This is a genomic window from Caballeronia sp. LjRoot31, assembly GCF_964253885.1.
GTDB lineage: Bacteria > Pseudomonadota > Gammaproteobacteria > Burkholderiales > Burkholderiaceae > Caballeronia.
Window position 1 is genome coordinate 228,390 of record NZ_CAXURX020000001.1, and the last position, 24,887, is coordinate 253,276.

Genomic DNA, 24,887 nt, shown 5'->3' on the forward strand with positions numbered 1-24,887 from the left:
CCCGGTATTTGCCTACAGTAACGGTGCCAGCGCGCGTTCGGCGTCGTTCTTCGAAATCGCCATGCGCTGCGCGAAGCTTTCCACCTGATCGTCCGCGATCTTGCCGACCGAAAAGTACGTGCTTTCCGGATGCGCGATGTAAAAACCCGACACACTGGCCGCCGGCAACATGGCCAGCGACTCCGTCACCGTCATGCCGATCTCGTTGGCTTGCAGCACGTCGAACATGTCCTGCTTCACCAGGTGATCCGGGCACGCCGGATAACCCGGCGCGGGACGAATTCCCCGATACTTCTCTTCGATCATGGCGGCGTTGTCGAGTGTCTCGCCGGCCGCGTAACCCCACAATTCGCGGCGCACCCGTGCGTGAAGCGCTTCAGCGAAGGCTTCAGCGAACCGATCGGCCAGCGCCTTCAGCATGATCGCGCTGTAGTCGTCGTTATCGGCTTCGAACTGCTTCTCTTTCTTGTCGATACCCAGGCCCGCCGTCACCGCGAACATGCCGATGTAATCCGCCACGCCCGAGTCCTTCGGCGCGATGAAATCCGCGAGCGAGCGGTTGGAACGCTGCACGCCATCCACGATCGGACGCACGGTTTGCTGGCGCAGATTACGCCATGTCATGGCGACTTGCGTGCGGGTATCGTCGGTATAGATTTCGATGTCGTCGTCGTTCACCGTGTTCGCCGGCAGCAGCATCACCACGCCGTTCGCCTGCAACCAGCGGCCCTGGATGATGCGGGAGAGCATCGACTTGCCATCGGAGAAAACGCGCCGCGCGGATTCACCCACGATCTCGTCGTTGAGAATGGCCGGATACGGGCCAGCCAGATCCCAGGTCTGGAAGAACGGCGCCCAGTCGATGTAGTTCGCCAGTTCCGCGAGATCGTAGTTCTTGAAAATGCGCCGTCCGATGAAGGTCGGTTTTTTCGGTTCGTAGCTCGCCCAATCGATCTTCGTCTTGTTGGCGCGCGCTTCGGCGTAGGTCACCATGGGCTGCGCCTTGCGGTTCGCGTGCTGCGTGCGAATGCGTTCGTAGTCCGTCTTGAGGTCGGCGAGATACTTCTTCGCGCCGTCGTCCGAGAGCAGGCTCGACGCCACCGATACCGACCGTGACGCATCCGGCACATAGACCACCGGACCATCGTAATGCGGGGCAATCTTCACGGCCGTATGCACGCGCGAAGTCGTCGCGCCGCCAATCAGCAGCGGCGTTTGCTTGTCGCGGAAATAGGTGTCGCGCTGCATTTCCGACGCAACGTAGGCCATTTCTTCGAGGCTCGGCGTAATCAGCCCCGACAAGCCGATGATGTCCGCGCCTTGCTCCTTCGCCATCGCGAGGATGGTCGCGCAGGGCACCATCACGCCCATGTTGACCACTTCGAAGTTGTTGCACTGGAGCACGACCGAGACAATGTTCTTGCCGATGTCGTGCACGTCGCCCTTGACCGTCGCGATCACGATCTTGCCCTTCGGCCGGACGTCCTCGCCGGCATCGGCCATGCGCTTCTTTTCTTCCTCGATGTACGGAATCAGGTGCGCCACGGCTTGCTTCATCACGCGTGCCGACTTGACCACTTGCGGCAAGAACATCTTGCCCGCGCCGAACAGGTCGCCGACGATATTCATGCCGTCCATCAACGGCCCTTCGATCACGTTGATCGGCCGGCCGCCTTCCGCTTCAATGCGTGCCCGAACTTCTTCGGTATCCTCTACGATGAAGTTCGTGATGCCGTGAACCAGCGCGTGGGCGAGACGTTTATCGACGGGCTGGTTGCGCCATTCGAGGTTCTCTTCTTTCTTCGCGGCGCCGGTTTTGAATTTATCGGCGATTTCGAGCAAGCGGTCCGTGCCGTCCTCGCGACGGTTCAGCACCACGTCTTCCACTCGTTCGCGCAGTTCGGGATCGAGATCCTGATACACGCCGAGCTGACCCGCGTTCACAATACCCATGTCCATGCCCGCTGAAATCGCGTGGTAGAGGAACACGGTGTGGATGGCTTCACGCACCGGATCGTTGCCGCGAAACGAGAACGACACGTTCGACACACCGCCGCTGATCTTCGCGTAGGGCAGGTTTTCCTTGATCCAGCGCGTGGCGTTGATGAAGTCGACGGCGTAGTTGTTGTGTTCTTCGATGCCCGTGGCGATTGCGAAAATATTCGGGTCGAAGATGATGTCTTCCGGCGGGAAACCCACTTCGTTCACGAGGAAATCGTATGAGCGCTTGCAGATCTGCGTCTTGCGTTCGTAGGTATCGGCCTGGCCGTCTTCGTCGAAGGCCATCACGACTGCTGCCGCGCCGTAGCGTCGAATCAGCGTGGCGTGATGGCGGAACGCGTCTTCGCCTTCCTTCAGCGAGATCGAGTTCACGACCGCCTTGCCCTGCACGCATTTCAGGCCCGCTTCGATCACTTCCCACTTGGACGAGTCGATCATGATCGGCACGCGTGAAATGTCCGGTTCGGAAGCAATCAGGTTCAGGAAACGAACCATGGCTGCTTTCGAATCGAGCATGGCCTCGTCCATGTTGATGTCGATGATCTGCGCACCGTTCTCAACCTGCTGGCGCGCGACGGCCAGCGCTTCGTCGAACTGGTTGTTGAGGATCATGCGTGAGAACGCCTTCGATCCCGTCACGTTGGTTCGCTCACCGACGTTGATGAAGAGCGAACCGTCGGTGACGTTGAACGGCTCGAGGCCGGAAAGGCGCATGGTGTGATCGGTCATGGCTGGCTTAGCTTATGGATTCTGGGAGTCGGACGGCCAACGGCTGCGCGCCGATGTGCAGCAGTCGTTCAAACCACTGCCGGAAATGCGGGCACTGTTCGCGAATTTTATCGAGCGTGATTCTTACTGCGCTCGCCGGGCCGTGCGTTGTCTTTCTGTAACGAGGACGGAGAATTTCTAGTCGCTTTGATGGCGCGGTGTGCGGTGAGTCGTTGATCCATTCTGGGTTCGCGACATCAGCGCGCACCTTCGAAAGCGCTGCTCGATGTTTGTCCCACTCCGGTTCCGCATCGCAAAGCTTGCCGATGTCCGAGAACAATAACGATTCGAACTCGTGCGGTTGGATGTGCGGGATGAAACGCTCCGGACGGCAGCCGACGCGCGCGACGATATCGGCATGCAGAAGATGTTCGATGCGTGCAGCACGGTTGGATGCCTGCAGGCCCACGGAGTCAGTGACGCCTGGAAAAGTCTTGTGGAGCGCATAGAGATCGAACATGGTGCTTACATACGCGTCGTCATACTGCTGCAGCGCGTTTCTCACGGCGCGTGTTGTACGCTCGAGATTGAGCCCGCCACCGCGGTGTCCGCGAGACGTTTCTATGAGCAAAGCCTTCGCGTGGATGTTGGATAACCGCAGGACGGGGGCCAGCACCGCTTTCACAAAAGCCTCTTCGGTCGGACCTTCGCCGATAATGAACAAACGGGTCATCACGACGGCCTCCCACCCAGCACATTCTGATTCCAGAGCTCGCCGAGCGAATAGTCTTCCAGCCAACCTTTGAGGTGTTCAGCGTCGAGACGGTGAAATGTCGACGCGCCGCCTTCCCGGTCCACGACGACGATGTCCTCGGGCTCCATCAAGTTCATCAATTCCACCGATTGCGTGGAGACGATTACTTGCTTCCGCTCGGCCGCGCGCTTGAGCAGATCGGCGAGGATGACGATAGCGTACGGATGCAGACCGAGTTCCGGTTCGTCGATCAGAATGGTGTCCGGCATCAAATCCCATGGTTGCAGCAACAGCGTGCTCAGGCAGATGAAGCGAAGTGTGCCGTCAGATAGCGCGTGGGCATTGAACACCACGTCAGGCTTTCCTTTTTCCAGCCACTCTAGCTGGACCATTTTGCTTTCTTCGCGGGCTCGAACGAAATCGTCGAAGAACGGGGCCACGAGTCGGATGGTCTCCACGGTCATGCGGTAATTGTCCGGATACGAAGTCCGCAGAAGACCGAGGTAGGCGGCAAGGTTTGCGCCATCGACTTGAAGGCGGAGAGTGTCGAACGGAGCGTGTTGTTGCTTTACCTTTGCGTCTGAGCCGGTGTCGTGGAAGTGATAGACACGCCAACTATCAACGCCTTTCAAAACCGCTGACATGCGAGGATCGATTGACCCAGTTAGCAACGATTCCGATTGTCCGGAACCCAATAGGCGCCACGTCCCGGAAAGCAAGCTTTGGTCGGCCGTAAGACCCGCCGCCGGCACGCCTTCCTGTTCAAAAATCAGGCGCTTATCGTTAGTTGGACGGAGGGTGAAGCTGTATCCGTGTCCTCCAAACGTGAGGCCGGCGTATATACCGGCCGTCGTCTTCCTGCCGAATCGCAGCAACGCATCTGGGCCGCCTTCCACCTGCGAAAACAACTGAAACCGCTGCCCAACGATCTCTGCCAGCATTCGGAAGAAGCTAATGAAGTTCGATTTACCGGCCCCATTGGCCCCAATCAACACGTTCAGATTGCGCAACTCGAAGTCACGCAATTCGCGTATCGACTTGTACCCGGTGATCGTCAGTTTGTTGACGGCGGCCATTGATCAGTTCCAGTAGGAAACCAGCGGAAAACAGCAAATCAAACCGTCTCGGCCTCATCTTCACGATAATGCGACGGCCACTTCCTTGGCTTTACATCGGCCAGTGCCTTCGCGATTTCCGCGATATGTTCCGGGGTCGTCCCGCAGCACCCGCCGGCCAGATTCACCAGCCCCGCCTGCGCAAATTCCTTCAGCAGGCTGGACGTGACATCGGGCGTTTCATCGAAGCCTGTATCGCTCATCGGATTCGGCAAACCCGCATTCGGGTAGCACGAGACATACGTGTCGCAAAGCTTCGACAATTCAGCGATATACGGCCTCATCAGCGCCGCGCCCAACGCGCAATTCAAACCAAACGTCAATGGCCGCGCATGACGCAGCGAGTTCCAGAACGCCTCGACCGTTTGCCCCGACAGGATGCGCCCCGAAGCATCGGTCACCGTGCCCGAAATCATGATCGGCAACAGTTCGCCCGTGTCCTCAAACAATTGATCGAGCGCGAATAACGCGGCCTTTGCGTTCAAGGTATCGAAGATGGTTTCGACCAGGAACAGATCGCAGCCCGCATCCATCAGCGCCTTCGCCTGCTCGTAATAGGCCTGGCGCAGTTCGTCGAAGGTCACGTTGCGCGCGGCCGGGTCGTTGACGTCCGGCGAAATGCTCGCGGTCTTCGGCGTCGGCCCGATCGCGCCCGCGACAAAGCGCGGCTTGTCCGGCGTCGAGTACTTGTCGCAAGCCTCGCGCGCCAGCTTTGCCGACTGCGTGTTCATTTCGACCGCAAGCGATTCCATGCCGTAATCGGCCTGCGCCACGGTCGTCGCACCGAAGGTGTTCGTCTCAAGAATGTCCGCGCCGGCAGCCAGATACTGGTCGTGGATCTCACGAATCACGTGCGGCTGCGTGATCGATAACAACTCGTTGTTGCCCTTGATGTCACGAGGATAGTCGGCAAAACGCTCCCCGCGATACGCCGCTTCGTCGAGCTTGTAGCGCTGGATCATGGTGCCCATTGCGCCGTCGAGGATGAGAATGCGCTGTTGCAAAAGGGCAGGCAACACGGCGCCGCGCGTGTACGGGCGGCGCTTTGCGGCGGATTTCGGGGCATCAATGGCGGCGGACGGATTCATGATCGACATGGCTCCAAACAGGCTGAAATAACCTGACATTGTATCTGTAGTAGGGCACGAACGCTTTCTTATGGCGCTTTCCAAAACACCCGGCAATCAAGCGTCATGAACAAAAAACCCCGCCACTTTCGTGGCGGGGTTTTGGGAGGTGTCGCTGGGTGTTCTTACCGCTTAGCCAAGGTAAAACGCTTAATGGAGGATCACCGGCTGGTTCATCAAGATGTCGAACTGGCCGAGAAACTCGTCCACGTCCTCCAACGATTGTTCTTCCTGCATCAACTTCTGGACATGCTCGCGAAAACGCGCCGCGAGTGCGCCGTCAATGAAGATTTCGCGCTGCATGGTCTTGTCCACGATCTCGTAACCCCCCGCTTTCATCGCGAGATGATTGTCCTGCGGCGGGAATTCGACTACACAATAGTTAGGGCTGTTGTAGATCATTTGCATGGCGACACTCCTTATTCCTGTTTGCCCGTAAGGCGTTTCACCGTCTTACATTGAGCGTTTGGGTTGGAATTCAAGGGGTGGCCTCGACGTTGATACCGAAAGCCCATCGAGGACCTTTGTTAGACATTCTCCCGCAAAAATGTTTCCAGAAGTGCCCTGAAACGCTGTGTTTCTTCTACTGGGGATAGATATGACACGTCAAGTATTGCGAATCTTGCATTCATGTTTGAATCCACCACCGCTTTCGTCCGCATCGCCGGTAATGACTCGCTCAGGCGTTTTAATCGATGTCAATTGCGCCCTCAAAGCGAAATCGCGGATCGTTTCTACGACCCTGACGAAACCTTCAACCGATGTACGTACAACCATTTCACCCGATGCCTGACCGCTTGATCGACACTTGCATACTGGCTCTGTTGACACCGCGGCATCAGTTCGGGATCGAACTCTCCTCACACATCCTCGCACGTTCTGGCATCACCTGTTTAACGGAGTTTTTCGTCGAATCTTTACCTCAGACTACACGGCCTGGCTTAAGCCTGCGTTAAATCGAGCGGATATCAGGGCTTGTCGGATTCAGGCGCGACGGGCGCTGCATCTTCAGACGCATCCGGCGTGCCCGCACCGGATTGACCTGGCGTGGTGGACGGCGCTTGCAGCTTGCCGCGCCAGAGCATCTCGATCTGCATGCCGTTCGGCTCCGTCTGCAGAATACGCACGGGCAGCCAACCCAGTGCAGGTGCGAGCCAGATGTCGAGACGCCGGCGATCACCTTCGCGTCGTGGCAGGCGGGTGAAATGACGAGCCTGTATGTTGCCGTCAGCGGTCTGGACGTTTTCATCGCCGACGGTTTCTATCGGCCAGATCTCGTTGCTGTCGTTATCGGCAACACTGAATTGACGCACTACGCCGGGCTTGTAAGTATCGGGCGAGCCGCGCACCAGAGTCGACAATTGCATGACAACGCTGAAACGGTCTTGCGCACCATCGGCGAGCGGCTGGTTATTCGGCGTGCGGGTGTAGACCAGTTGCTTCGTGGTGCGATCGAAGACGGTGACGTCGGCGGCGCGGCGGCCCCGCTGCTCCGAGTATTGCTCAGGCGCAATGCCGAAACTGTCGATATGGCCCTTGCTGGAATACACATACGGTCCGACAAACGGCAAGGGGATGGAGACGACCATCTCGTAGTGCTGGCCATCGTTGAGCCAGTGGATGTTGCCGATCTGGTTCATCACGCCATTGATGCGCGTGTCGTAACGAAGTTCGCCCGAGGGCGGGACGCTGAATTTATCGCCGGTTGCGGCGGCGGCTGCTTGAGAAGCTGCCGCATCGCTTGCGGCTTTCGCCGCGGCCTGTGCGGTTGCTGCTCGCGCTGCCGCTGCTTGAGCCGCTTGCTCGGCCTGAGCTGCTTGTGCTGCTTGTGCTGCTTTTGCCACTTGAGCTGCCTGTGCCGCCTGTTCAGTCTGCGCTGTCGTGATGGCGTGCGTGGGTTGGGGCACCGGCTTGGGCTTGGGCTTGGGAGCGGGCCGAGGCGGCGCGACAGGCACTGGCGCTTGCACTACCGGCTTGGGCGTTAGCAACTCGACCTGCACCGGGACATGTTCAGCCGGCTCCGGATTCGATGCGTTCCCGCTCCTGTCCACCCAGCGCCCCGCGATCCAGTGCAGTGCGAGAACGACGAGCAGCACGACCAGCCACACGACCCATCGAAGGGAATGGTCGGCGGATGAATTGTCGGACGATGCGCCAGCAGTGGCGCGACGGCGGCGAAGCAGGGAGAACGGCATCGGCTAGCTCAGAAACGCGCGTGGTCGGGCAAGCGGTAAAACGCTGCCGAGGGAACAATCGGCAACGATCATGACAGAACGCGAATGATCAAAGGACCCGGCAGGACCAGGCGAAACGCGCACGAAACGCATATGACTCGCGGGCACGCCGCGATGTTCCGCGCTCGTTAAGCATCGTACGATCCTCAAGTCTTACCGTTCGCCCGGTTTATACCCGAGTTCGTAAGAAAGTTGTCCGGCGCATTCTCGCAAGGCGGTGTCAATTTCGCCGCCCCAGCGGGTATCGAATGATCCTTCGTGGCCGAGCGCAATCAGCCCGAGCGCGAGGTCGCCGGTCGAGTCGAACACCGGCGTGCAGAACGCATGGATGGTCGGCAGCAACATGCCCTCCACGCGCGCCGCGCCATGTGCGCGGATCTCGGTCAGCACCGGTTCAATATCTGCCATGGACTGCCGCGTGGCGGCGAGTTCGCGATCGAGCATCGCTTGCGTCTTGCTGCGCGGTAGCCACGCGGCAAACAGCAAACCCGTCGCCGATGACAACAGCGGCATGACATCGCCCAGTTTCAACGAAGCCTTCGCCGGATAGCTCGACTCCATCCAGTGCACGACCGTCGGACCCTGATTGCCCCATACCGCGATCCCCACCGTCAGGTCCAGCCGGTCGCGCAATCCCGTCAGCGCGATGCGTGCGAGTTTGACGCCATCGACCCGGGCGAGGCGCGCCAAACCCATCTGCAACGCGAAACCACCCAGCTCATAACGCCCGGATACCGGGTCCTGAGAGACCGCGCCAAGCCGCAGGAAACTCACCAGGTAACGATGCGCCTTCGCCGGGCTCATGCCGGCGCGCTGGGCGAGATCGCGCAGCATCATCGCGCGCGGCTCGTTTGTCAGCACGTCGAGCAGACGGAAGCCGACTTCGATCGACTGGATGCCCGAGCGGGACTTTTCCTCGGTGGTGTCGGTGGCGTCGCTTGGGTCGGCGGAGTCGAGGGCATCGTCGGCTTCGGCCTGTTCAGATATGGGCAACACGGACGGACCGGGACGGCTGGGAGAGGGCATGGAGAAATCGATAACGGCGCGAGCCGGTTCACAAAACAAGGTTAGGCCGGAGGCGCGTGAGCGGCCTGAATGGCGACGGCAAATAGCTAAAAATAGCTAAAGCAACTGCTTGAAACGGCAACCGGAAAACGCCATCACCGCTCAAAACGGACGTCCATCAAGCCTGAAAACGAACCGCCAAACGCAGCGAACCATTCCACCACATCAGCCCGAAGCATCCCAAAACCGCCCCGACATGATTCACCATCGTAAAATAGATTTCCTCCATCGTCACTAAACGTACAAAACGGCTTATGAAACTTGCCACGCTGAAGGACGGAACGCGCGACGGCCAACTGGTCGTCGTATCGCGTGATTTGCGCACGGCGGCCATTGCCGACGCGATCGTACCGACGCTGCAACGCGCGCTGGACGACTGGACTTTTTACGCGCCCCAGTTGCTGGATCTCTCGGATTCGCTGAACCAGGGCCGCGCGCGCCACTCGTTCGCTTTCGACCCCAAAGCCTGCATGGCGCCGCTTCCCCGCGCGTTCCAGTGGGCCGATGGCTCGGCGTACGTGAACCACGTCGAACTCGTGCGACGCGCCCGCAAAGCGGAAATGCCGCCCGAATTCTGGACCGATCCCTTGATGTACCAAGGCGGTGGCGACGATCTGCTCGGACCTGAAGACGATATCGTGTGTGCATCGGAGGCTTACGGCATCGACTTCGAAGCAGAAGTGGCCGTGATCACATCCGACGTGCCGATGACCGTCAAACCCGCCGACGCGCTCAGGCACGTCCGCCTCCTGATGCTGGTCAACGACGTCTCGCTGCGCAACCTGATCCCCGCCGAGCTTAGCAAAGGCTTCGGGTTTTTCCAGAGCAAGCCGGCCACGGCGTTCTCGCCGGTCGCGGTTACGCCGGACGAACTTGGCGACGCGTGGCGCGAGGGTCGCGTGCATCGGCCGATGATCGTGCACTGGAACGGCAAGAAAGTCGGCCAGCCCGATTGCGGCACCGACATGGTGTTCAACTTCGGCGAGCTGATCGCCCACGCGGCCAAGACCCGCAATGTGCGCGCGGGATCGATCGTGGGTTCGGGTACGGTCTCGAACAAGGATACGAAGCGGGGTTATTGCTGTATCGCCGAGAAGCGTTGCCTGGAGACCATCGAGCACGGCGCGCCTACAACCGAGTTCATGAAATTCGGCGACAGCGTGAAGATCGAAATATTCGACGAAGCCGGCAAGTCGATTTTCGGTGCAATCGATCAGTCGGTTGTGGCGTTGAATGAATAACCGATGAATAAGCGACGCCGCCAGTAAGGGGTTTCGCCCGATGCGCGCCCATGCTGCGCCGCCCTACACTTAGCCGCATTGCGTCGAAACGCTTACAAAAAACTGCGTCGGCGCACCCATAACAAGGAGACTTCGATGCAGTCAGGCGGCGGATGGGGAGCGGCGTTCAGGCAGTTGGCGGCGGGTGTCTTGATCACACTTTCAACGGCAGCCTGGGCGCAGACGCCGCATGTGAAGATCGGGCTGGTGTTGTCGTTGACGGGACCGGCCGCGTCGCTCGGCATTCCGGCACGAGACACCGTCGCGTTGCTGCCGAAGGAAATGGGCGGCCGCCCGGTGGACTACATCATTCTTGATGACGCCTCCGACACCACGCAAGCCGTCCAGACCACGAAGAAGCTGATTTCCGAAGATCACGTGGACGCGATCATCGGTTCATCCATTACGCCGAACTCGCTCGCCATGATCGATGTGGTCGCCGATGGTCAGACGCCGATGATCTCGCTCGCGTCGTCGTCGAAGATCATTGAACCGGTCGATGCCAAGCGCCACTGGGTCTTCAAGACGCCGCAAACCGACGCCATGATGGCATCGGCCATTGCCGAACATGCCAGCAATCATGGCGTGAAAACGATGGCGTACATCGGCCAGGCCGACGCGCTTGGCGAGACCTTCTACGTGGAAGTCGCGAAGTTCGCGCAGCTTCACCACATAACGATGGTAGCCAACGAACGCTTCAACCGGACGGACACCAGCGTGACCGGACAGGTGCTGAAGATCATGGCGGCGAAGCCGGACGCGGTGGTCGTGGGTGCAGCGGGAACGCCTGCCGCGCTGCCGCCGAAGACATTGAAAGAACGCGGTTACAAAGGCGCGATTTATCATAACCACGGCACGGGCAATCGCGACTTCCTGCGCGTGTGCGGCGCGGATTGCAACGGCACGTTCCTGCCGACGAGCCCCGTACTCGTCGCATCGCAACTGCCCGACGATCATCCGGCGAAACATCTCGCGCTCGACTACATCAAGCTGTATGAATCGAAGTACGGCGCGGGGTCGGTCTCGGCGTTCGGCTCGTATGCATGGGACGCGGGTATGTTGCTGAACCGCGCGGTGCCGATTGCGCTGAAAGCGGGGGCGCCGGGCACGCCTGAGTTCCGTACCGCTTTACGCGATGCGCTGGAAAACACGCAGAATTTTGCGGACTCGAACGGCCTTGTCAACATGACGCCGAACGATCATATCGGTCTCGATCAGCGTGCCCGCGTGATAGCGGAGATCGAGAACGGCAAGTGGATCTATCAACCGCGTTGATCTTTCTTTAGCTAAGGCACGGCCATGAGCGACCTTTCTCTGTACGCACATTACACGTCGCTGGAATTGCGGCGGCATGACCACGGTGTGCTCGAAATCGTCATGAACGGTGCGGGCGCGAACAAGAGCGGACTCGCGACCGCAGATGCGAACATGCATCGCGAACTGGCGGATATCTGGCGTGATATCGATCGCGATCCAGACACGCGCGTTGCATTGATTCGCGGCGAGGGGAAAGGTTTTTCAGGCGGCGGCGACCTGCATCTGGTCGAACAGATGGCCTCCGACTTCGAGGTCCGCGCGAGGGTCTGGCGCGAGGCCCGCGATCTCGTTTATAACGTGATCAACTGCAGCAAGCCGATCGTCTCAGCCATGCACGGACCGGCTGTCGGTGCGGGACTGGTTGCAGGCCTTCTCGCCGATATTTCCATCGCGGCGAAAACTGCGCGCATTATCGATGGACACACGCGGCTCGGCGTGGCCGCCGGCGATCACGCGGCAATCGTGTGGCCGTTGTTGTGTGGCATGGCGAAAGCGAAGTATTACCTGCTGTTGTGCGAACCGGTGAGCGGCGAGGAAGCGGAGCGCATCGGGCTGGTGTCGCTGGCGGTGGACGAAAGCGAGTTGCTGACGAAAGCGTTCGAAGTCGCGAATCGTCTGGCGCAAGGTTCGCAGACGGCTATCCGCTGGACGAAATATGCGCTGAACAACTGGCTGCGAACGGCCGGCCCGGCCTTCGATACCTCGCTGGCGCTCGAATTCATGGGCTTTTCCGGGCCCGATGTGCAGGAAGGCATCAAGTCGCTGCGTGAGCGGCGCGCGCCGGATTTCCCGGGCGGATCGCCGTTTTAGATCCGCATCGACCAGTTTGTAGTTTCCCCTTTACCCGATCCCGATACGTACCCGCAGCATCAAGGAGAAAGTCTCATGACCGATACGCCCGGCGGTACGTCGCCCTTTGGAAGTTTCCCAGGCATGACCGGTTTTCCCCAGGGCGACATGATGGAAAAGATGTGGGACATGATGAAGCTGAACCCGTTCGCGGCAGCCGCGGCACCGGGCGGGTCGCCGTCGCTGTCCATGATGTCCGACATGCTTGCGCCGCTCACGAACGTTGAAGAACTCGACAAGCGCATCAAGGACATGCGCGCGGTCGAGCAATGGCTCAAGCTCAACCTGAACATGCTGCAATCGGCTATCCAGGCGCTGGAAGTGCAGCGCGCGACGCTTGCCACGTTGCGCGCGTTCGGCGCGTTCGCGCAGTCGTCGGTGGAGAAGGCTTCGTCGTCGGCGCCATCGACCGTATCCGGGTGGCCTGCGCCGCCGGGGAAAGAGCCGAAGGCGGAGCCCGAAACCGAGGCGCCCAATGAAGCCGGCGTGAACGACGCTTCATTCGATCCATCGGGCTGGTGGAACATGCTTCAATCGCAATTCAACAGCCTGGCGACCTTGGCGATGGCGCAACAACATGCTGGCGCGGCGACGCCGAGCATGAGCACGGATGAAGACGAAAACGGCGATGACGACGGCGATGATGATTTAGAACCGCCCGAAGCCACCGCGCCGCCTGAAGCCGACGCGCCGCCAGCCGCCAGGAAAGCCACAGCGAAGAAAGCGCCTGCCAGGAAAGCGGCGCCAAGAAAGAAACCGCTTTGATCCATGCTTCAAGCGACGTGGCGGCGAGGTTGAAACGCCAACCTACTGCGCCGCGCCGTTAGCAAGCAACTGATTGCGCAAGCCCGGCGCCGACGTGCGCGGATCGAGCCAGATCGAGAAGAATGCGCGAGCGAAGTCGTCGCCGGGAATAGTGCCGATGACCTTATCGTCGGCATAAAACGTCGTGCCGCGTTCCGGCACGAATACGCCAATGACATGATCTCCCGGCTGCACGTCCGGGAAGATTTCCTCCATCTGCTCTTGCCATTGCTCCGTCTGCTCTTTGCTGGCTACCTTCAGGTTGTCCATTTCCTCGCGACCTCTTTTAGCGATCGAACGGCCCTTGAAAGCGCGCGCATATTCGATATCCAGCGCAAACGGCCGCGCCGTCAATTCCTTGCTCGACAGACCGGTCGGCCCGACAAACAGCTTGGCGTCGTAGATATGAAAGCCGTACATGCGCAACTCGCCTTCGCCCTGCACGCGCGCCTGGGGAATCGTCTGACGCACGACCGGTGCGGCGTCGAAAGCAAACGCCTGCAGCGGCAAGACGATCAGCACCAGAGCAAGCGCGGCGATCCTTGCGATCAGGCGTGTTCCAGCGTGAACTGGATGACGTCGGTGTTCGAGTGCGCGAACGCGGCCTCGCAATAACATAAGTAAAAGTCCCACAAGCGGATGAATCGTTCGTCGAATCTTTGTGCACGGATCTCGTCGAGCCGCGCAACAAACGCATTGCGCCACATCCTGAGCGTGCGTGCATAGTCGCGGCCAAAGGAGAACTGGTTGACCACTTTCAGCCCGTGGCGTTCCGCCGATTGCACGAACACGGCAGGCGAAGGCAGCATACCGCCTGGAAAAATATACTGCTGGATAAAGTCGGTACTCGTCCGGTAGCGATCGAACAGCGCGTTGTCGATGGTAATCGTCTGCACGCATGCGCGCCCGCCGCGTTTCAGATTGCGCTTGATGCATTCAAAGTAGCTCGGCCAATATTCCTCGCCCACTGCTTCGAACATTTCTATCGATGCAATCGCGTCGAACTGGCCGTGGGTATCGCGGTAATCCTGCAGGCGAAGATCGGTTTGGTCGCTGAGCCCCGCGTCCGCCAGACGCTGCTGCGCGTAAGCGAGCTGTTCGGTGGACAGTGTCAGGCCGGTCACGTTCGCTTTCGCTTCGCTTGCAGCGAGTTGTGCGAATCCGCCCCAGCCGCAACCGATTTCCAGCACGCCTGGATTGACGCCTTCGAGCTTCAATTCGTTCAACAACCGCCGGTATTTCGCGCGTTGCGCGTCGTCGAGCGTCTGGTCCGGCGAGCCGTCGAAGAGGGCGCTCGAATAGGTCATCGTGCTGTCGAGCCAGAGCTTGTAGAACGCGTTGCCAAGATCGTAATGTGCGTGGATGTTGCGCCGGCTGCCTTCCTTCGTATTCGCGTTGCGCAGATGCCGGAAGCGATTCGTCAGCTTGCCGAACCACGAACCGTAGACCACCGCCTCGATCGTCGTGCGGTTACGCACCATGATGTCGAGCAGCGCGGCGAGATCGTCGGTATGCCAGTCGCCCGCCAGGTAGGTCTCGGCAAAACCGATATCGCCGCTCTTCAGCGCCGCCGCGCACACGTTCCAGTTGGTCAGCACGACACGCGCATACGGCGGGTTGCCGGCGGCGTCAGGCGCTTGTCCGAAACGGCGCGTGGTGCCGTCGGGGAGGTGGACATCGAGGACGCCGTATTGAAGCCGGCTCAAAAGCCTGAGCACGACGCGCGCAGCAGCGGGTTTGCGCCACGCGCGATGAGTCCGCACCAAGGGCCGGATGAACCACGATGCGGCCGGGCTGCGAAGCGATGAAGGGGCGGAGGGCTGTGTCGACATTTGCAAGTCACCTGGTCCTGGTCGGCAATTCGGCCCGCTCGTGCGAGACGTTCGCAGACGGCGGAGTGGGTTTGCTCACGAACGGCACGCGCTTGAAGAACAGCTTCAGCGCTTGCCAGTGAATTTTCGCGACAACGCCGAACGTCATCAGCGGATAACCGAAGAACACGCGCAGCACGTTGCGGGCGTCGAGCGGGCGGGCGCTTCCCGCGATGCTGGTCAGCAAGAGCGGACCTTCGCCGTCGTCGTAGTCGATGCGCGCCAGTGAGCGCAACGGCTTACCGCGTTTCGGCGATGCAAACATGAAGCGGAACGTGTAGTGCCCTTGCACCTTGCAGAATGGCGACACGTGGAAAACCTTGGCGGCGGTGAGCGGTGTGCCGTTCAGGACGCCGCTGCCTGGATCGAGCAGGTAGCAATGGCGCTCGCCGAAGGTGTTGTTCACTTCGCAGACCACGGCGCGCAATGTGCCGTCCGCGCGCTCGCAAAACCAGAAGCTGACAGGATTGAAGACGTAGCCCAGCACGCGCGGGAACGTGTGCAGGAAGATCTCGCCAGTGGCGTCGTGGATGCCGTTTTCATGCAGCATCGATTCGATCCATTGGAGCGCCGTTTGTCCCTCTGCACCGTGATCGCTGTCGTGAAAGCTTAGTAAGCCGAATCGATTGGTTGCGAACAAGCGCGAGTCGCGCTGCGTACCTTGGGCCAACCTTGCGGCACGTGCGCGCAGCGGTAGCCGCAACGTATAGACGCCGTAGGAGAACGCGTTGCGTGCCGGGCGCAGCCGCTTGTGGCGCACGGGCCCGACGAGCAACAGGTCGGGGGCATCGAAGGATTGAGGGGTGCGCGTACTCATGCTGCAAGCGCCGGTTCGGTGCTGCTGAATGTCGCAAGGGCCGCAAGGGCAGTCAGCTTCGCGGCCGCTTCCAGCCCGGACTTCAGGCCGTCTTCGTGGAAACCGTAACCGGTCCATGCACCTGCGAACCACGTATTGCGTACGCCTTGCATCGACGGCAAATTGCGTTGGGCTTGCACGGCGGCTTGATCGAAGACCGGGTGGCTGTAGGCGAATTCGCGCATTACCGTGTCGCGACGCGGCTCACGCACCGGATTCAGCGAGACGATGACTGGCGTCTTGAACGGCAACGGTTGCAGCTTGTTGATGAGGTAATGCACGCATAACTGTGGCTCGCCGCCCAGCTCGCCGGTGCGGCTTTCGTAGTTCCATGCCGACCATGCACGTTGCGCCGGCAGCAGCGAAGCGTCCGTATGCAGCACCGCGCGATTCGGCGCATAGCCGATCGCGCCGAGCGTGGCCGATTCGCCGTGCGAGGGATCGGCGAGGACGGCCAGCGCCTGGTCGCTATGGCACGCAAGCACGACGTGATCGAAGTGTTCCGACCCCCGCGCGCTATCGATCTCCACGCCGTGCGCGTTGCGTCTCACCGATGTCACGGGCGCACCGACGCGGGCATCGCCTAAGACGGGCAGCATCCGCCGCACGTATTCGCGTGCGCCTCCGTTGACGGTGTGCCACTGCGGCCTGCCGTTGACTTGCAGCAGGCCGTGGTTATGACAAAAGCGAATCAGCGTGCCGATGGGAAACGCCATCATCTGCGGCGTGGAGCACGACCAGATTGCGCCGATCATCGGTAGCAGGTACCAGTCGCGAAATGCTGTCGAAAACTTTTCCCGTTTGAGAAAGCTGCTCACCGGCTCGGCGAGTTGAACGTCCTTGCCAGCCAGCGCCAGCGCGGTGGTCGTGCGGTTGAAGCGGACGATATCGGCCAGCATGCGCAGGAATGCCGGGCGCAGCAGATTGCGGCGCTGTGTGAAAACCGTGTTCAGGTCGCTGCCCGCCCATTCCAGCCGACGGTCTGTCAGCGATACGGAGAACGACATATCGGTCGAAGTGGTCGGGACGTCGAGTTCTTCGAACAGCTTCACCAGATTCGGATAAGTGCGGCGATTAAAGACTAGAAAGCCGGTATCCACGCCGTGCGTGATGCCGTCGAGTGTCACGTCCACCGTGTTCGTGTGACCGCCAAAGTAGCTGTTGGCCTCGAACAGCGTCACGTCGATGCCCGCCTTGGCCTTCGCCAGCCGATAGGCGCATGCAAGCCCGGAAATCCCCGCTCCGATTACTGCAACTTTCATGACGTTGCTCCGTGTGTCTTTGTCTTTGTGTCGACTGCCCGATGGCGCTGACGCCTCTTTGTATGGAACTGCCGGCGGTTGCTCATGCCGCGTTCAAGGTGATTTACGCAATCCCGGTCGCGATGGATGCACGCAGCAGGAATTAAACGACCATTCGTTGACGATGTTTTGTCCACGACAAAATAGAAATTTCGTCTATGATCGATAATGTTTAGAATTGTCGTTAGAGTCTACGAATAATGAAATTTAGGTGATTTTTCTTCATCAGTTAATTTATCTATTCAATAGTTTTGTCCATGACAAATACGTCGGAAACTGACCAATCCATGAACGTTACGGTGGGTGGTGAGACTGGAGCAGGAGGCCTGACGCCGATGAATCCCGACCCAACAGGCACGGCGGAGGACAGGGCGGTGGCAGGTATCGCGGGTATTGGCATTGGTGCGATTGCCCACGAGATCGGGCTCACGAAGGACACGTTGCGGGTCTGGGAGCGGCGTTACGGTTTCCCGCAACCGTTGCGATCTTCTGGCGGCGAGCGGCTCTATCCGCAAGAGCAGGTGACCAAGCTCAGGCTGGTCAAGCGTCTGCTGGACGCGGGCCACAGGCCGAGCAAAGTCTTGCCGCAATCCATCACGCAGTTACAGCAACTGGCGGAAGATTCGGGCGTGGGACAGGACGCGCCGGACGGGGAACTCGATCGGCTCGTTGAGCTGCTGCGCGCAGGCCGATACGACGACTTCCGCTTCGAGTTGCTCAGGCGCGCCACGCGCGAAGGGCTCGCGCGCTTCGTTCTTGATGTGGCCGCGCCGTTGTCGGCGAGGGTGGGCAATGCATGGGCGGCAGGCACGCTGCAGGTCTATCACGAGCACCTGTTCAGTGAAGCCTTGCAGGTCACGCTGCGCTCGCTGATGCGCCCGCTCTCCGAGGCTTTGCGCGGACGAGGCGCGCACCCGCGGGTGGTGCTCACCACCTTGCCGGGCGAGGCGCACGGGCTCGGCATCTTGATGGCCGAGGCCATGCTCGCGCTGGCCGATTGCGAATGCATGGCGCTCGGGACACAGACGCCGCAGCAAGACATCGTCGACGCCGTTACGGCCCATGAAATCGAGATCGTCGCGTTGTCGTTTTCCGCTTCCATGTCCGTGCAGGCCGTAGTCAACGGACTCACGGAGTTGCGCGCGGTGCTGCCGCCGGAGGTGGCAATCTGGGTTGGCGGTAGCAGTCCTGCATTACGGCGCAAGCTCCCTGACGGCGTGTTGAACGTCGCTGGACTTGGGCCGATTGAAGACGCCGTAGCGGAGTGGCGCCATACCGCCATGCTATGATCGACAGCCTGTTTGATGCAGCATCCACTTCGCACTACGGTTGATGCAGCGAGGGCCGCCCGGCGAGACCAAGGTGCGATTCATGGTCCGGTCCAGGGCATGGCGTAAAACATGTTGCGCCTTGCGCCTGTCACGCGCGAAAGGCATGCTTCACGCGGCGTACACAGCGGTACGGCGGCGGAAGTCCGGCAAAGGTCTTGCCCAAGCAACAATTTTTAACAAGGTGTTGAAAAAGGCTTTAAACGAGCTTCATTACAGCTCGCGCTTCGTACTTACCTCAGGCACAGGGTTCGCTCCTCACCCACGGTAGACATTGCAACGCCGCTTACTGCCGCGCGTTTGCAACGGGCAGAAAGTCGCAGAGGGACGCGACAGGCGCTTCTTTACCGTTTTTGCATCTGAGCGCCTGATTCCCGCGTAAAATTGAAAGCTTCGCTGCTGGCGGCGCGGTTCCCGCGCGAGCCGGCTACAGTTACAACAGACAGTACTGTCGCACTATGTTGCAAACCAGGGGTGGACTATGAACACGATGCTTTATCCGGAACTGTATAAATCGCTGGAATCGGTTCGTTGGGACATGGAGAAAGATATTCCCTGGGACAAATTCGACTCGGCGCTGCTGACCGACGAACAAGCCAAGACCATCAAGATGAACGCGATCACCGAATGGTCCGCGTTGCCCGCCACGGAAATGTTCCTGCGCGACAACCACAACGACAGCGATTTTTCGGCGTTCATCAGCGTGTGGTTCTTTGAAGAACAGAAACATTCGCTCGTGCTGATGGAATACCTGCGGCGCTTCAAGCCTGAAATGGTGCCGACCGAAGAAGAACTGGACGCCGTTCGCTTCGAATTCGATCCCGCTCCCCCGCTCGAAACGCTGATGCTGCATTTCTGCGGCGAGATCCGCCTGAACCATTGGTACAGGCGCGCGGCCGAATGGCATACGGAGCCGGTGATCAAGCACATCTATGAAACCATTTCACGCGACGAAGCACGTCACGGTGGCGCGTATCTGCGTTACATGAAGAAAGCCATGACGCAGACCGGCGATATCGCGCGCGCTGCGTTCGCGAAGATCGGTGTCCTGATGGCTTCGGCACGGCGCACGGAGAAACCGCTGCATCCGACCAATCTCCACGTGAACCAGGCGCTGTTTCCGCGCGACACAATCCAGTCGCGTTTGCCGGACCCGGAGTGGCTCGAACACTGGCTCGACGAACAAATTCGCTTCGACGACAGTTGGGAAAAGAAAGTCGTCGAGCGCATCCTGCATAACCTTTCCATTCTGTTCGAACGCTCGTTCGCGACGGCGCAGGAGTTGAACCGGTATCGCAAGGAAGTGGTGTTGCGCCTGCAGGCTGCACAAGCCGCGTCGCAACTGCCGGCCTGACCGGAATTCCGACTTGTTGTTCTGAACAGCCCGCCGGTTTGTGACCGGTGGGCTGTTTTGTTTATAAAGGGTGCGTTTCCTGCGCAAACACGCTTGGACGTAAACGTGCGTCGAAGGCGGCCGGCCGCATGGCACACTACGGTCCTTCTGAATCCCTCATCGCTTACCGACATGCCCGCTCCTTTCGAACGCAAGATCATGACGCGCGGCGCGCTCGCTGCACTGCGCCCGCAATTCGCGTCGCCGGTGGTTTTCACGAATGGCGTCTTCGATATCCTGCATCGCGGCCATGTGACCTATCTCGCCGATGCGAAGGCGCTGGGTGCAACGCTGATCGTCGGTGTGAACAGTGACGCGTCGGTGCGCATGCTCGGCAAGGGCGACGACCGGCCGATCAATCGCGAAGACGACCGCATGGCGCTGCTGGCCGCGCTGGAAAGCGTGGATTGGGTGGTGAAATTCGAGGAATCGACGCCGCTGGAGCTGATCGGCGAACTGCATCCGGACGTGCTGGTGAAAGGCGGCGATTACGACATGGACAAGCTGGCCGAATCAGCGCTGGTGCGGAGCTGGGGCGGCAAGGCGCTGGCCATTGCGTTCGAGCACGATCGCTCGACGACTGCATTGCTCAAGAAAGTGCGCACGCAGGGATAAGTGCGTCGGCCGAAACGCTTATTGCGTGAGCGGTGCAGCCTGCACGGGCGCGGCGGGCGCGGGACCACCGACCACGGCCTGATCGGCGGCTTCTTCGGGGCTGATCGGGTGAACCCGTACTAATTCCGGATGCACTTGCCGGTCGAGATGTTGCGGTTCGCGTCCGCCGGCCGACGGCAGCGGTCCGAACACGCCTTGTACGACAACGAACATCAACAGGTTTGCCAAAACCAACAAGGCGAGCAGCCAGCGCAACATGGAAAGCGCTCCATCAATCAGGTGAACGGGAAACGGCGGCTTCGCGAGCGATCAATGCAAGCCCCGCGAGCACGAGGGAGTCGTGGCGAGTATGCGGCACCTTTAGCGCGCCCGCTACTTCGCTGGCGCCACCGCCGCTGAGAATCAGGCGTACATCGTTGTTCCCATTGCTCCCATTGTTCCATTGAGCGCGCAGATCCTGCCACGCGCGCTCGATCAAGCCCGCCTGCGCGAGCAGGCATCCCGATGACAAAGCCGTACGCGTGTCGGTGGCGAAAATACCGCTGGATGAGCTGATTGCGCGGCGGGCGGTGTCAGGCAGAAGCGTGGGCAATTGTGCGGTGTGGGTGCCGAGCGATTGCATCATCAGCAGCCAGCCGGGTGCAATCAGGCCGCCTGTGAAGGTGCCGTCGGCGAGCAGCGCTTCAAGCGTCGTCGCCGTGCCGATGGTGGCAATCAGCAAGTTTTCCCCGGGGTATGCGGCGTGCGCGCCGATCATGCCGCACCACCGGTCGCTGCCGAGCGCCGCCGGTTCCACGTAGCGATTCGTCACGCCCGATTGTTGCGCCTGAGCGCGCACGATCGTGCGGGGCAAGCCGGGCCAGCGTGCATCAAGAAGGGCTGTCATGCGCTCGCTTACGCGCGGTCCCGCCACGTTCGAAATCCATGCGCTTGCGGGCCGCGGCAAACTGGACCAGTCGGCTATATCCGCAAGAACGGCTTCAACATCGATGTGCTCAAACGCGCCGCCATGCAGCGTTTCCTGGGCGGCGCTTACCAGCGACCACTTGATCCGGCTATTGCCTGCATCGATAAGCAGAAACGGTCCTTCAAACGGTCCTTCACTCACGGCCGTTGCTCCGCAAGCCGCAGCGAGACATCGCCGGTCGTGGCGGTTCTCAGGCCAGTCGGCGTATCGATCTGCAACTGGCCGTTATCGTCGATACCAACCGCCACGCCGCGCGCCACTTCCACGCCTTGCTCAAGCAGCACCACCTCGCGTCCCGCGTACGCGTGCGCGGCGAGCCACTGCTGACGAAACGGGCGGAAGCCATCGGCGGCAAAACGCGCGAGGGTGGCATCGAGCGCGTTCAGGACGGCGGCGAGGGTATCGGTGAGATTCGCTTCGGGCCACGCCCGCGACAGCGATGCCGGCGTATTTCCCGGCGCTGGGAGGGCGTTTCGACGCTGGGCTTCATCGAGTTCTGCCGCCAGTTCCGCCGCCCCGTGCAGGTTGATGCCAATACCGATCACCACCGCGCTCGCCCGCGGCGTATTCCACGCAGTTTCGATCAGGATGCCGGCGAGCTTGCCGTCGTCGAGCAGGATGTCGTTCGGCCATTTCAGCGCCAGTCTCGCCGATGCCGCCAGCGGCAAGCCGTTCAGCGCCTCGAGCACGCTCGTGCCGACGGCGAGGCTCAGGCCTGCGAGCCCTTCCAGCGGCCGCGGCAACACGCAAGCGATGGAAAACAGCAACGCATTGCCCGGTTGCGCCACCCATGCGCGGCCCCGGCGGCCCCGGCCGGCTGTCTGCAAGTACGCAACTCGCACGAACGGTGTGCCATCGGCGGCCTTCAGCGTCGAACGTGGCGAGAACGAGTCGGGTGCCGACGCTGACGTCTTGTTGCGGGGCTGCTCCTTGAGCTGCGCCATCAGATCGGCATTCGTGGAGCCCGTTTCATCGACGATCTCGATCGGCCAGTCGCGCACCGGCCGCGCGGCGAGCGACATCAGCCGGTCGCGATCGATCCGCCAGGCGGCGTCGAGCGGGAAAGACGAGTTGGATGAGTTCATATCCGCATTGTAGCGATCTGGCGCCTGGGAGCTGGCCGGGGAAACGCGCAAGCCGATCGTTGCACCGCGTCTGGGTGCCGAAACCCTGGCCGATTGGCCAACGCCCCGCCTGTTCGAGATTCCACCACGTACCTTCGCTACAATGGCTTCTCCCTCCACCCTACCCGGAGCGTTTTCAAGCCTTGAACTTCGACACTCCGCCCGGCCTGTTGGTCGAGTCCGGCCAGCAGGGCAAGGTTGTCCGGCTATCCGGCCAGTGGACGGCGTTCGCACTGGCGCGCGACCACGCAAACACCAAGCGAGGTGTGGTGGACCGGCTGCGCGGCGTGGGCGAAGAAGCGATCAAGCAGTGGGATCTCCTGTCGATCGAACGGCTCGATCACGTCGGTGGACAGGCGCTGTGGCGCGTGTGGGGCAGGAAGTTGCCGGAGCGCGTCACGCTCTCGGACACGCAAAGGGAAATCTTTGAACGGGTCGCGTTGCTTGACGCGAATCGTGAAGAGCCTGAGCAGCCGGATCGTATCGATCCCATCACGCGTTTCGGCCTGATGCTGTTCTCGTTCGTCGAGCATCTGCAAGGCGGCCTGGCCATGTTCGGCGGCTTCGTGCTCGACCTGATCGGACTGGTGCGGCGGCCCAAGCGCATTCCGTGGACTGAAATCTCGGCGAACATCTATAGCGCGGGCACGCAGGCGCTCGGCATTACGGCGCTCGTGGCGTTCCTGATCGGCATCGTGTTGAGTTACCTGTCGGCGCAACAACTGCGCATGTTCGGCGCGAACCAGTACATCGTGAATATCCTGGGGCTTTCGGTGATCCGCGAGCTCGGGCCGGTGCTGTCAGCCATCCTGGTCGCCGGCCGCTCCGGTTCCGCCATCACCGCGCAGATCGGCGTGATGCGCGTGACGGAAGAGCTCGACGCCATGCAGGTCATGGGTATCCCTCACGGCCTGCGGATCGTCTTGCCGCGCGTGCTGGCGCTCGGCATTGCCATGCCGCTGCTGGTCATGTGGACCAATATGGTCTCGCTGCTCGGCGGCGCGCTGGCGGCGAAGCTGGTATTGGGTATCGACCTGTCCTTTTTTGCGCGCTCGCTGCCCTCGGTCGTGCCGATCGCCAACCTGTGGATCGGGCTCGGCAAGGGCGTGGTGTTCGGCATGCTTATCGCGTTGGCCGCGTGCCATTTTGGCTTCCGGATCAAGGCGAATTCGCAGAGCCTGGGCGAGGGGACAACGACCTCGGTGGTGTCATCCATCACTATCGTGATTCTCGCCGACGCCGTGTTCGCCATCCTCTTCCAGTCGGTGGGCATCTGATGTCGGCTACCCTTGCATCCGCCGTTCGCGACAAACCGACACCCGTCACCACCGAACCGGTGATCGAAGTCGTGGACGTGACGAAACGCTACGGCCGTACGGTGATTCATGAGCATCTGAACCTGGAAGTGCGGCGCGGCGAAATCCTCGCGTTGCTAGGTGGATCGGGCTCCGGCAAGACCACGCTCGTACGGCAGATGCTCGGGCTGGAGTCGCCCACGTCGGGCACGATCCGTGTGCTCGGCGACGAGTGGGCAAACATGGACGAAGACACCGCGCGCATCCTGCGCACGCGCTCCGGCATGATGTTCCAGCAGGGTGCGCTGTTCTCGTCGCTGTCGGTGTATGACAACATCGCGCAGCCGTTTCGCGAACTGGGCAAGATTCCGGAAGACCTGATCCGCGAGTTCGTGATGCTCAAGCTCGAAATGGTCGGGCTGTCGTGCAAGAACATGAGCAAGATGCCGTCGGCGTTGTCGGGCGGCATGGTCAAGCGCGTGGGGATTGCACGGGCCATCGCGCTCGAACCCGAATTGCTGTTTCTCGATGAACCCACGGCAGGGCTGGATCCGAAGGCATCGGACGAATTCGTCGATCTGATCGCCACGCTGCACCGGGCGCTCGGGCTGACCGTGGTTCTTGTCACCCACGATCTCGATACCATGGTCGCGCTGTCCACACGGGTCGCGGTGCTGGCCGATCGGCGAGTGCTGGTGGCCGCACCGGTGGAAGAGGCGGTGGCCGTGGATCACCCGTTTATCCGCGAATATTTTCTCGGGCGGCGCGGCAGGCGCGCGTTGCAGGCGCTACCGCCCGAGCGCCGCGCAAAATTGCCGGCTATCGCGCTGGAAGACGCGCCATGCGGCCCCGCACTCTAGCCGTTCTTACGGGCGTTCTCATG

Annotated in this window: 23 protein-coding genes; 9 read left to right on the forward strand and 14 right to left on the reverse strand. The window is 60.7% G+C overall.

Going from position 1 to position 24,887, the window contains the following annotated elements; genetic code table 11:
* Positions 1 to 12: 12 nt before the first annotated feature.
* The 7 genes from metH to ACSQ8V_RS01050 form a co-directional block, all read right to left on the reverse strand.
* A complete protein-coding gene (gene metH, locus ACSQ8V_RS01020) occupies positions 13 to 2,730 on the reverse strand; it encodes a methionine synthase (RefSeq protein ID WP_213764697.1) in 2,718 nt (905 codons plus the stop codon).
* A 7-nt stretch (positions 2,731 to 2,737) separates the two neighbouring features.
* A complete protein-coding gene (locus tag ACSQ8V_RS01025; protein WP_436180622.1) occupies positions 2,738 to 3,442 on the reverse strand; it encodes a DUF4276 family protein in 705 nt (234 codons plus the stop codon).
* Positions 3,442 to 4,539 (reverse strand): AAA family ATPase, encoded by a 1,098-nt coding sequence (locus tag ACSQ8V_RS01030; RefSeq protein ID WP_213764699.1) that lies wholly within the window; start codon positions 4,537 to 4,539, stop codon positions 3,442 to 3,444. The genes ACSQ8V_RS01025 and ACSQ8V_RS01030 overlap by 1 nt, the downstream gene beginning before the upstream one ends.
* Before the next feature lie 38 nt (positions 4,540 to 4,577).
* A complete protein-coding gene (locus ACSQ8V_RS01035) occupies positions 4,578 to 5,666 on the reverse strand; it encodes a homocysteine S-methyltransferase family protein (protein ID WP_436204642.1) in 1,089 nt (362 codons plus the stop codon).
* 189 nt (positions 5,667 to 5,855) lie between these two features.
* Positions 5,856 to 6,113: a BTH_I0359 family protein gene (locus ACSQ8V_RS01040; protein ID WP_056358215.1), complete on the reverse strand. Its 258-nt coding sequence runs from the start codon at positions 6,111 to 6,113 to the stop codon at positions 5,856 to 5,858.
* Between the two features lie 560 nt (positions 6,114 to 6,673).
* Positions 6,674 to 7,900: a DUF3108 domain-containing protein gene (locus ACSQ8V_RS01045; protein WP_436204643.1), complete on the reverse strand. Its 1,227-nt coding sequence runs from the start codon at positions 7,898 to 7,900 to the stop codon at positions 6,674 to 6,676.
* A gap of 192 nt (positions 7,901 to 8,092) precedes the next feature.
* Positions 8,093 to 8,965 carry an IclR family transcriptional regulator gene (locus tag ACSQ8V_RS01050; RefSeq protein ID WP_436204644.1) on the reverse strand — a complete coding sequence of 291 codons (873 nt, stop codon included), beginning with the start codon at positions 8,963 to 8,965 and terminating at the stop codon, positions 8,093 to 8,095.
* A gap of 293 nt (positions 8,966 to 9,258) precedes the next feature.
* Between ACSQ8V_RS01050 and ACSQ8V_RS01055 the strand changes: the two genes are divergently transcribed.
* From ACSQ8V_RS01055 to ACSQ8V_RS01070, 4 genes are all read left to right on the forward strand, one after another.
* Positions 9,259 to 10,245: a fumarylacetoacetate hydrolase family protein gene (locus tag ACSQ8V_RS01055; protein WP_436180626.1), complete on the forward strand. Its 987-nt coding sequence runs from the start codon at positions 9,259 to 9,261 to the stop codon at positions 10,243 to 10,245.
* Positions 10,246 to 10,380: 135 nt separating this feature from the next.
* Positions 10,381 to 11,559, forward strand: coding sequence for an ABC transporter substrate-binding protein (locus ACSQ8V_RS01060; RefSeq protein ID WP_436180627.1), 1,179 nt, complete (start codon positions 10,381 to 10,383; stop codon positions 11,557 to 11,559).
* Positions 11,560 to 11,583: 24 nt separating this feature from the next.
* On the forward strand, positions 11,584 to 12,411 hold the full coding sequence (locus ACSQ8V_RS01065; protein ID WP_436204645.1) for an enoyl-CoA hydratase/isomerase family protein: 828 nt from the start codon (positions 11,584 to 11,586) through the stop codon (positions 12,409 to 12,411).
* Between the two features lie 75 nt (positions 12,412 to 12,486).
* A complete protein-coding gene (locus ACSQ8V_RS01070) occupies positions 12,487 to 13,215 on the forward strand; it encodes a PhaM family polyhydroxyalkanoate granule multifunctional regulatory protein (RefSeq protein WP_436204646.1) in 729 nt (242 codons plus the stop codon).
* Positions 13,216 to 13,257: 42 nt separating this feature from the next.
* Here ACSQ8V_RS01070 and ACSQ8V_RS01075 read toward each other — a convergent pair whose 3' ends face one another.
* Genes ACSQ8V_RS01075 through ACSQ8V_RS01090 form a run of 4 tightly spaced genes read right to left on the reverse strand, consistent with a single transcriptional unit; the run spans position 13,258 to position 17,243 of the window.
* On the reverse strand, positions 13,258 to 13,776 hold the full coding sequence (locus ACSQ8V_RS01075) for a chalcone isomerase family protein (RefSeq protein WP_213764707.1): 519 nt from the start codon (positions 13,774 to 13,776) through the stop codon (positions 13,258 to 13,260).
* 26 nt (positions 13,777 to 13,802) lie between these two features.
* Entirely contained in the window at positions 13,803 to 15,086 is a 1,284-nt protein-coding gene (locus tag ACSQ8V_RS01080) for an SAM-dependent methyltransferase (RefSeq protein ID WP_213764708.1), read from the reverse strand.
* Positions 15,087 to 15,093: 7 nt separating this feature from the next.
* Positions 15,094 to 15,942: a DUF1365 domain-containing protein gene (locus ACSQ8V_RS01085; RefSeq protein WP_436204647.1), complete on the reverse strand. Its 849-nt coding sequence runs from the start codon at positions 15,940 to 15,942 to the stop codon at positions 15,094 to 15,096.
* Positions 15,939 to 17,243 (reverse strand): NAD(P)/FAD-dependent oxidoreductase, encoded by a 1,305-nt coding sequence (locus tag ACSQ8V_RS01090; RefSeq protein ID WP_436204648.1) that lies wholly within the window; start codon positions 17,241 to 17,243, stop codon positions 15,939 to 15,941. The genes ACSQ8V_RS01085 and ACSQ8V_RS01090 overlap by 4 nt, the downstream gene beginning before the upstream one ends.
* A gap of 374 nt (positions 17,244 to 17,617) precedes the next feature.
* Here ACSQ8V_RS01090 and ACSQ8V_RS01095 point away from each other — a divergent pair, with 374 nt between their 5' ends.
* The 3 genes from ACSQ8V_RS01095 (at position 17,618) to rfaE2 (ending at position 20,618) form a co-directional block, all read left to right on the forward strand.
* Positions 17,618 to 18,571, forward strand: coding sequence for a MerR family transcriptional regulator (locus ACSQ8V_RS01095; RefSeq protein WP_436204649.1), 954 nt, complete (start codon positions 17,618 to 17,620; stop codon positions 18,569 to 18,571).
* A 520-nt stretch (positions 18,572 to 19,091) separates the two neighbouring features.
* Positions 19,092 to 19,964 (forward strand): ferritin-like domain-containing protein, encoded by an 873-nt coding sequence (locus ACSQ8V_RS01100; RefSeq protein ID WP_213764712.1) that lies wholly within the window; start codon positions 19,092 to 19,094, stop codon positions 19,962 to 19,964.
* Positions 19,965 to 20,135: 171 nt separating this feature from the next.
* Complete coding sequence (gene rfaE2, locus ACSQ8V_RS01105) at positions 20,136 to 20,618, forward strand: D-glycero-beta-D-manno-heptose 1-phosphate adenylyltransferase (RefSeq protein ID WP_436204650.1); 483 nt, start codon at positions 20,136 to 20,138, stop codon at positions 20,616 to 20,618.
* 18 nt (positions 20,619 to 20,636) lie between these two features.
* On the opposite strand, the gene ACSQ8V_RS01110 is transcribed toward rfaE2, so the two are convergent.
* The 3 genes from ACSQ8V_RS01110 to ACSQ8V_RS01120 are packed head-to-tail and all read right to left on the reverse strand — an operon-like array spanning position 20,637 to position 22,670.
* Positions 20,637 to 20,876: a hypothetical protein gene (locus tag ACSQ8V_RS01110; protein WP_213764714.1), complete on the reverse strand. Its 240-nt coding sequence runs from the start codon at positions 20,874 to 20,876 to the stop codon at positions 20,637 to 20,639.
* Positions 20,877 to 20,889: 13 nt separating this feature from the next.
* Positions 20,890 to 21,726, reverse strand: a complete 837-nt coding sequence (locus ACSQ8V_RS01115; protein ID WP_436204651.1) for a type III pantothenate kinase — start codon at positions 21,724 to 21,726, stop codon at positions 20,890 to 20,892.
* Positions 21,723 to 22,670, reverse strand: coding sequence for a biotin--[acetyl-CoA-carboxylase] ligase (locus tag ACSQ8V_RS01120; protein WP_213764716.1), 948 nt, complete (start codon positions 22,668 to 22,670; stop codon positions 21,723 to 21,725). The genes ACSQ8V_RS01115 and ACSQ8V_RS01120 overlap by 4 nt, the downstream gene beginning before the upstream one ends.
* A gap of 182 nt (positions 22,671 to 22,852) precedes the next feature.
* Between ACSQ8V_RS01120 and ACSQ8V_RS01125 the strand changes: the two genes are divergently transcribed.
* Both ACSQ8V_RS01125 and ACSQ8V_RS01130 read left to right on the forward strand, forming a co-directional pair.
* Entirely contained in the window at positions 22,853 to 23,986 is a 1,134-nt protein-coding gene (locus ACSQ8V_RS01125; protein WP_213764717.1) for an MlaE family ABC transporter permease, read from the forward strand.
* Complete coding sequence (locus tag ACSQ8V_RS01130; RefSeq protein ID WP_213764718.1) at positions 23,986 to 24,864, forward strand: ABC transporter ATP-binding protein; 879 nt, start codon at positions 23,986 to 23,988, stop codon at positions 24,862 to 24,864. The genes ACSQ8V_RS01125 and ACSQ8V_RS01130 overlap by 1 nt, the downstream gene beginning before the upstream one ends.
* Positions 24,865 to 24,887: the final 23 nt, after the last annotated feature.

Excerpts from the sequence above, each read along its gene's own strand:
- metH (WP_213764697.1), bottom strand. The coding sequence starts at position 2,730 with ATGACCGATCACACCATGCGCCTTTCCGGCCTCGAGCCGTTCAACGTC.
- ACSQ8V_RS01025 (WP_436180622.1), bottom strand. The coding sequence starts at position 3,442 with ATGACCCGTTTGTTCATTATCGGCGAAGGTCCGACCGAAGAGGCTTTT.
- ACSQ8V_RS01030 (WP_213764699.1), bottom strand. The coding sequence starts at position 4,539 with ATGGCCGCCGTCAACAAACTGACGATCACCGGGTACAAGTCGATACGC.
- ACSQ8V_RS01035 (WP_436204642.1), bottom strand. The coding sequence starts at position 5,666 with ATGAATCCGTCCGCCGCCATTGATGCCCCGAAATCCGCCGCAAAGCGC.
- ACSQ8V_RS01040 (WP_056358215.1), bottom strand. The coding sequence starts at position 6,113 with ATGCAAATGATCTACAACAGCCCTAACTATTGTGTAGTCGAATTCCCG.
- ACSQ8V_RS01045 (WP_436204643.1), bottom strand. The coding sequence starts at position 7,900 with ATGCCGTTCTCCCTGCTTCGCCGCCGTCGCGCCACTGCTGGCGCATCG.
- ACSQ8V_RS01050 (WP_436204644.1), bottom strand. The coding sequence starts at position 8,965 with ATGCCCTCTCCCAGCCGTCCCGGTCCGTCCGTGTTGCCCATATCTGAA.
- ACSQ8V_RS01055 (WP_436180626.1), top strand. The coding sequence starts at position 9,259 with ATGAAACTTGCCACGCTGAAGGACGGAACGCGCGACGGCCAACTGGTC.
- ACSQ8V_RS01060 (WP_436180627.1), top strand. The coding sequence starts at position 10,381 with ATGCAGTCAGGCGGCGGATGGGGAGCGGCGTTCAGGCAGTTGGCGGCG.
- ACSQ8V_RS01065 (WP_436204645.1), top strand. The coding sequence starts at position 11,584 with ATGAGCGACCTTTCTCTGTACGCACATTACACGTCGCTGGAATTGCGG.
- ACSQ8V_RS01070 (WP_436204646.1), top strand. The coding sequence starts at position 12,487 with ATGACCGATACGCCCGGCGGTACGTCGCCCTTTGGAAGTTTCCCAGGC.
- ACSQ8V_RS01080 (WP_213764708.1), bottom strand. The coding sequence starts at position 15,086 with ATGTCGACACAGCCCTCCGCCCCTTCATCGCTTCGCAGCCCGGCCGCA.
- ACSQ8V_RS01085 (WP_436204647.1), bottom strand. The coding sequence starts at position 15,942 with ATGAGTACGCGCACCCCTCAATCCTTCGATGCCCCCGACCTGTTGCTC.
- ACSQ8V_RS01090 (WP_436204648.1), bottom strand. The coding sequence starts at position 17,243 with ATGAAAGTTGCAGTAATCGGAGCGGGGATTTCCGGGCTTGCATGCGCC.
- ACSQ8V_RS01095 (WP_436204649.1), top strand. The coding sequence starts at position 17,618 with ATGAATCCCGACCCAACAGGCACGGCGGAGGACAGGGCGGTGGCAGGT.
- ACSQ8V_RS01100 (WP_213764712.1), top strand. The coding sequence starts at position 19,092 with ATGAACACGATGCTTTATCCGGAACTGTATAAATCGCTGGAATCGGTT.
- rfaE2 (WP_436204650.1), top strand. The coding sequence starts at position 20,136 with ATGCCCGCTCCTTTCGAACGCAAGATCATGACGCGCGGCGCGCTCGCT.
- ACSQ8V_RS01110 (WP_213764714.1), bottom strand. The coding sequence starts at position 20,876 with ATGTTGCGCTGGCTGCTCGCCTTGTTGGTTTTGGCAAACCTGTTGATG.
- ACSQ8V_RS01120 (WP_213764716.1), bottom strand. The coding sequence starts at position 22,670 with ATGAACTCATCCAACTCGTCTTTCCCGCTCGACGCCGCCTGGCGGATC.
- ACSQ8V_RS01130 (WP_213764718.1), top strand. The coding sequence starts at position 23,986 with ATGTCGGCTACCCTTGCATCCGCCGTTCGCGACAAACCGACACCCGTC.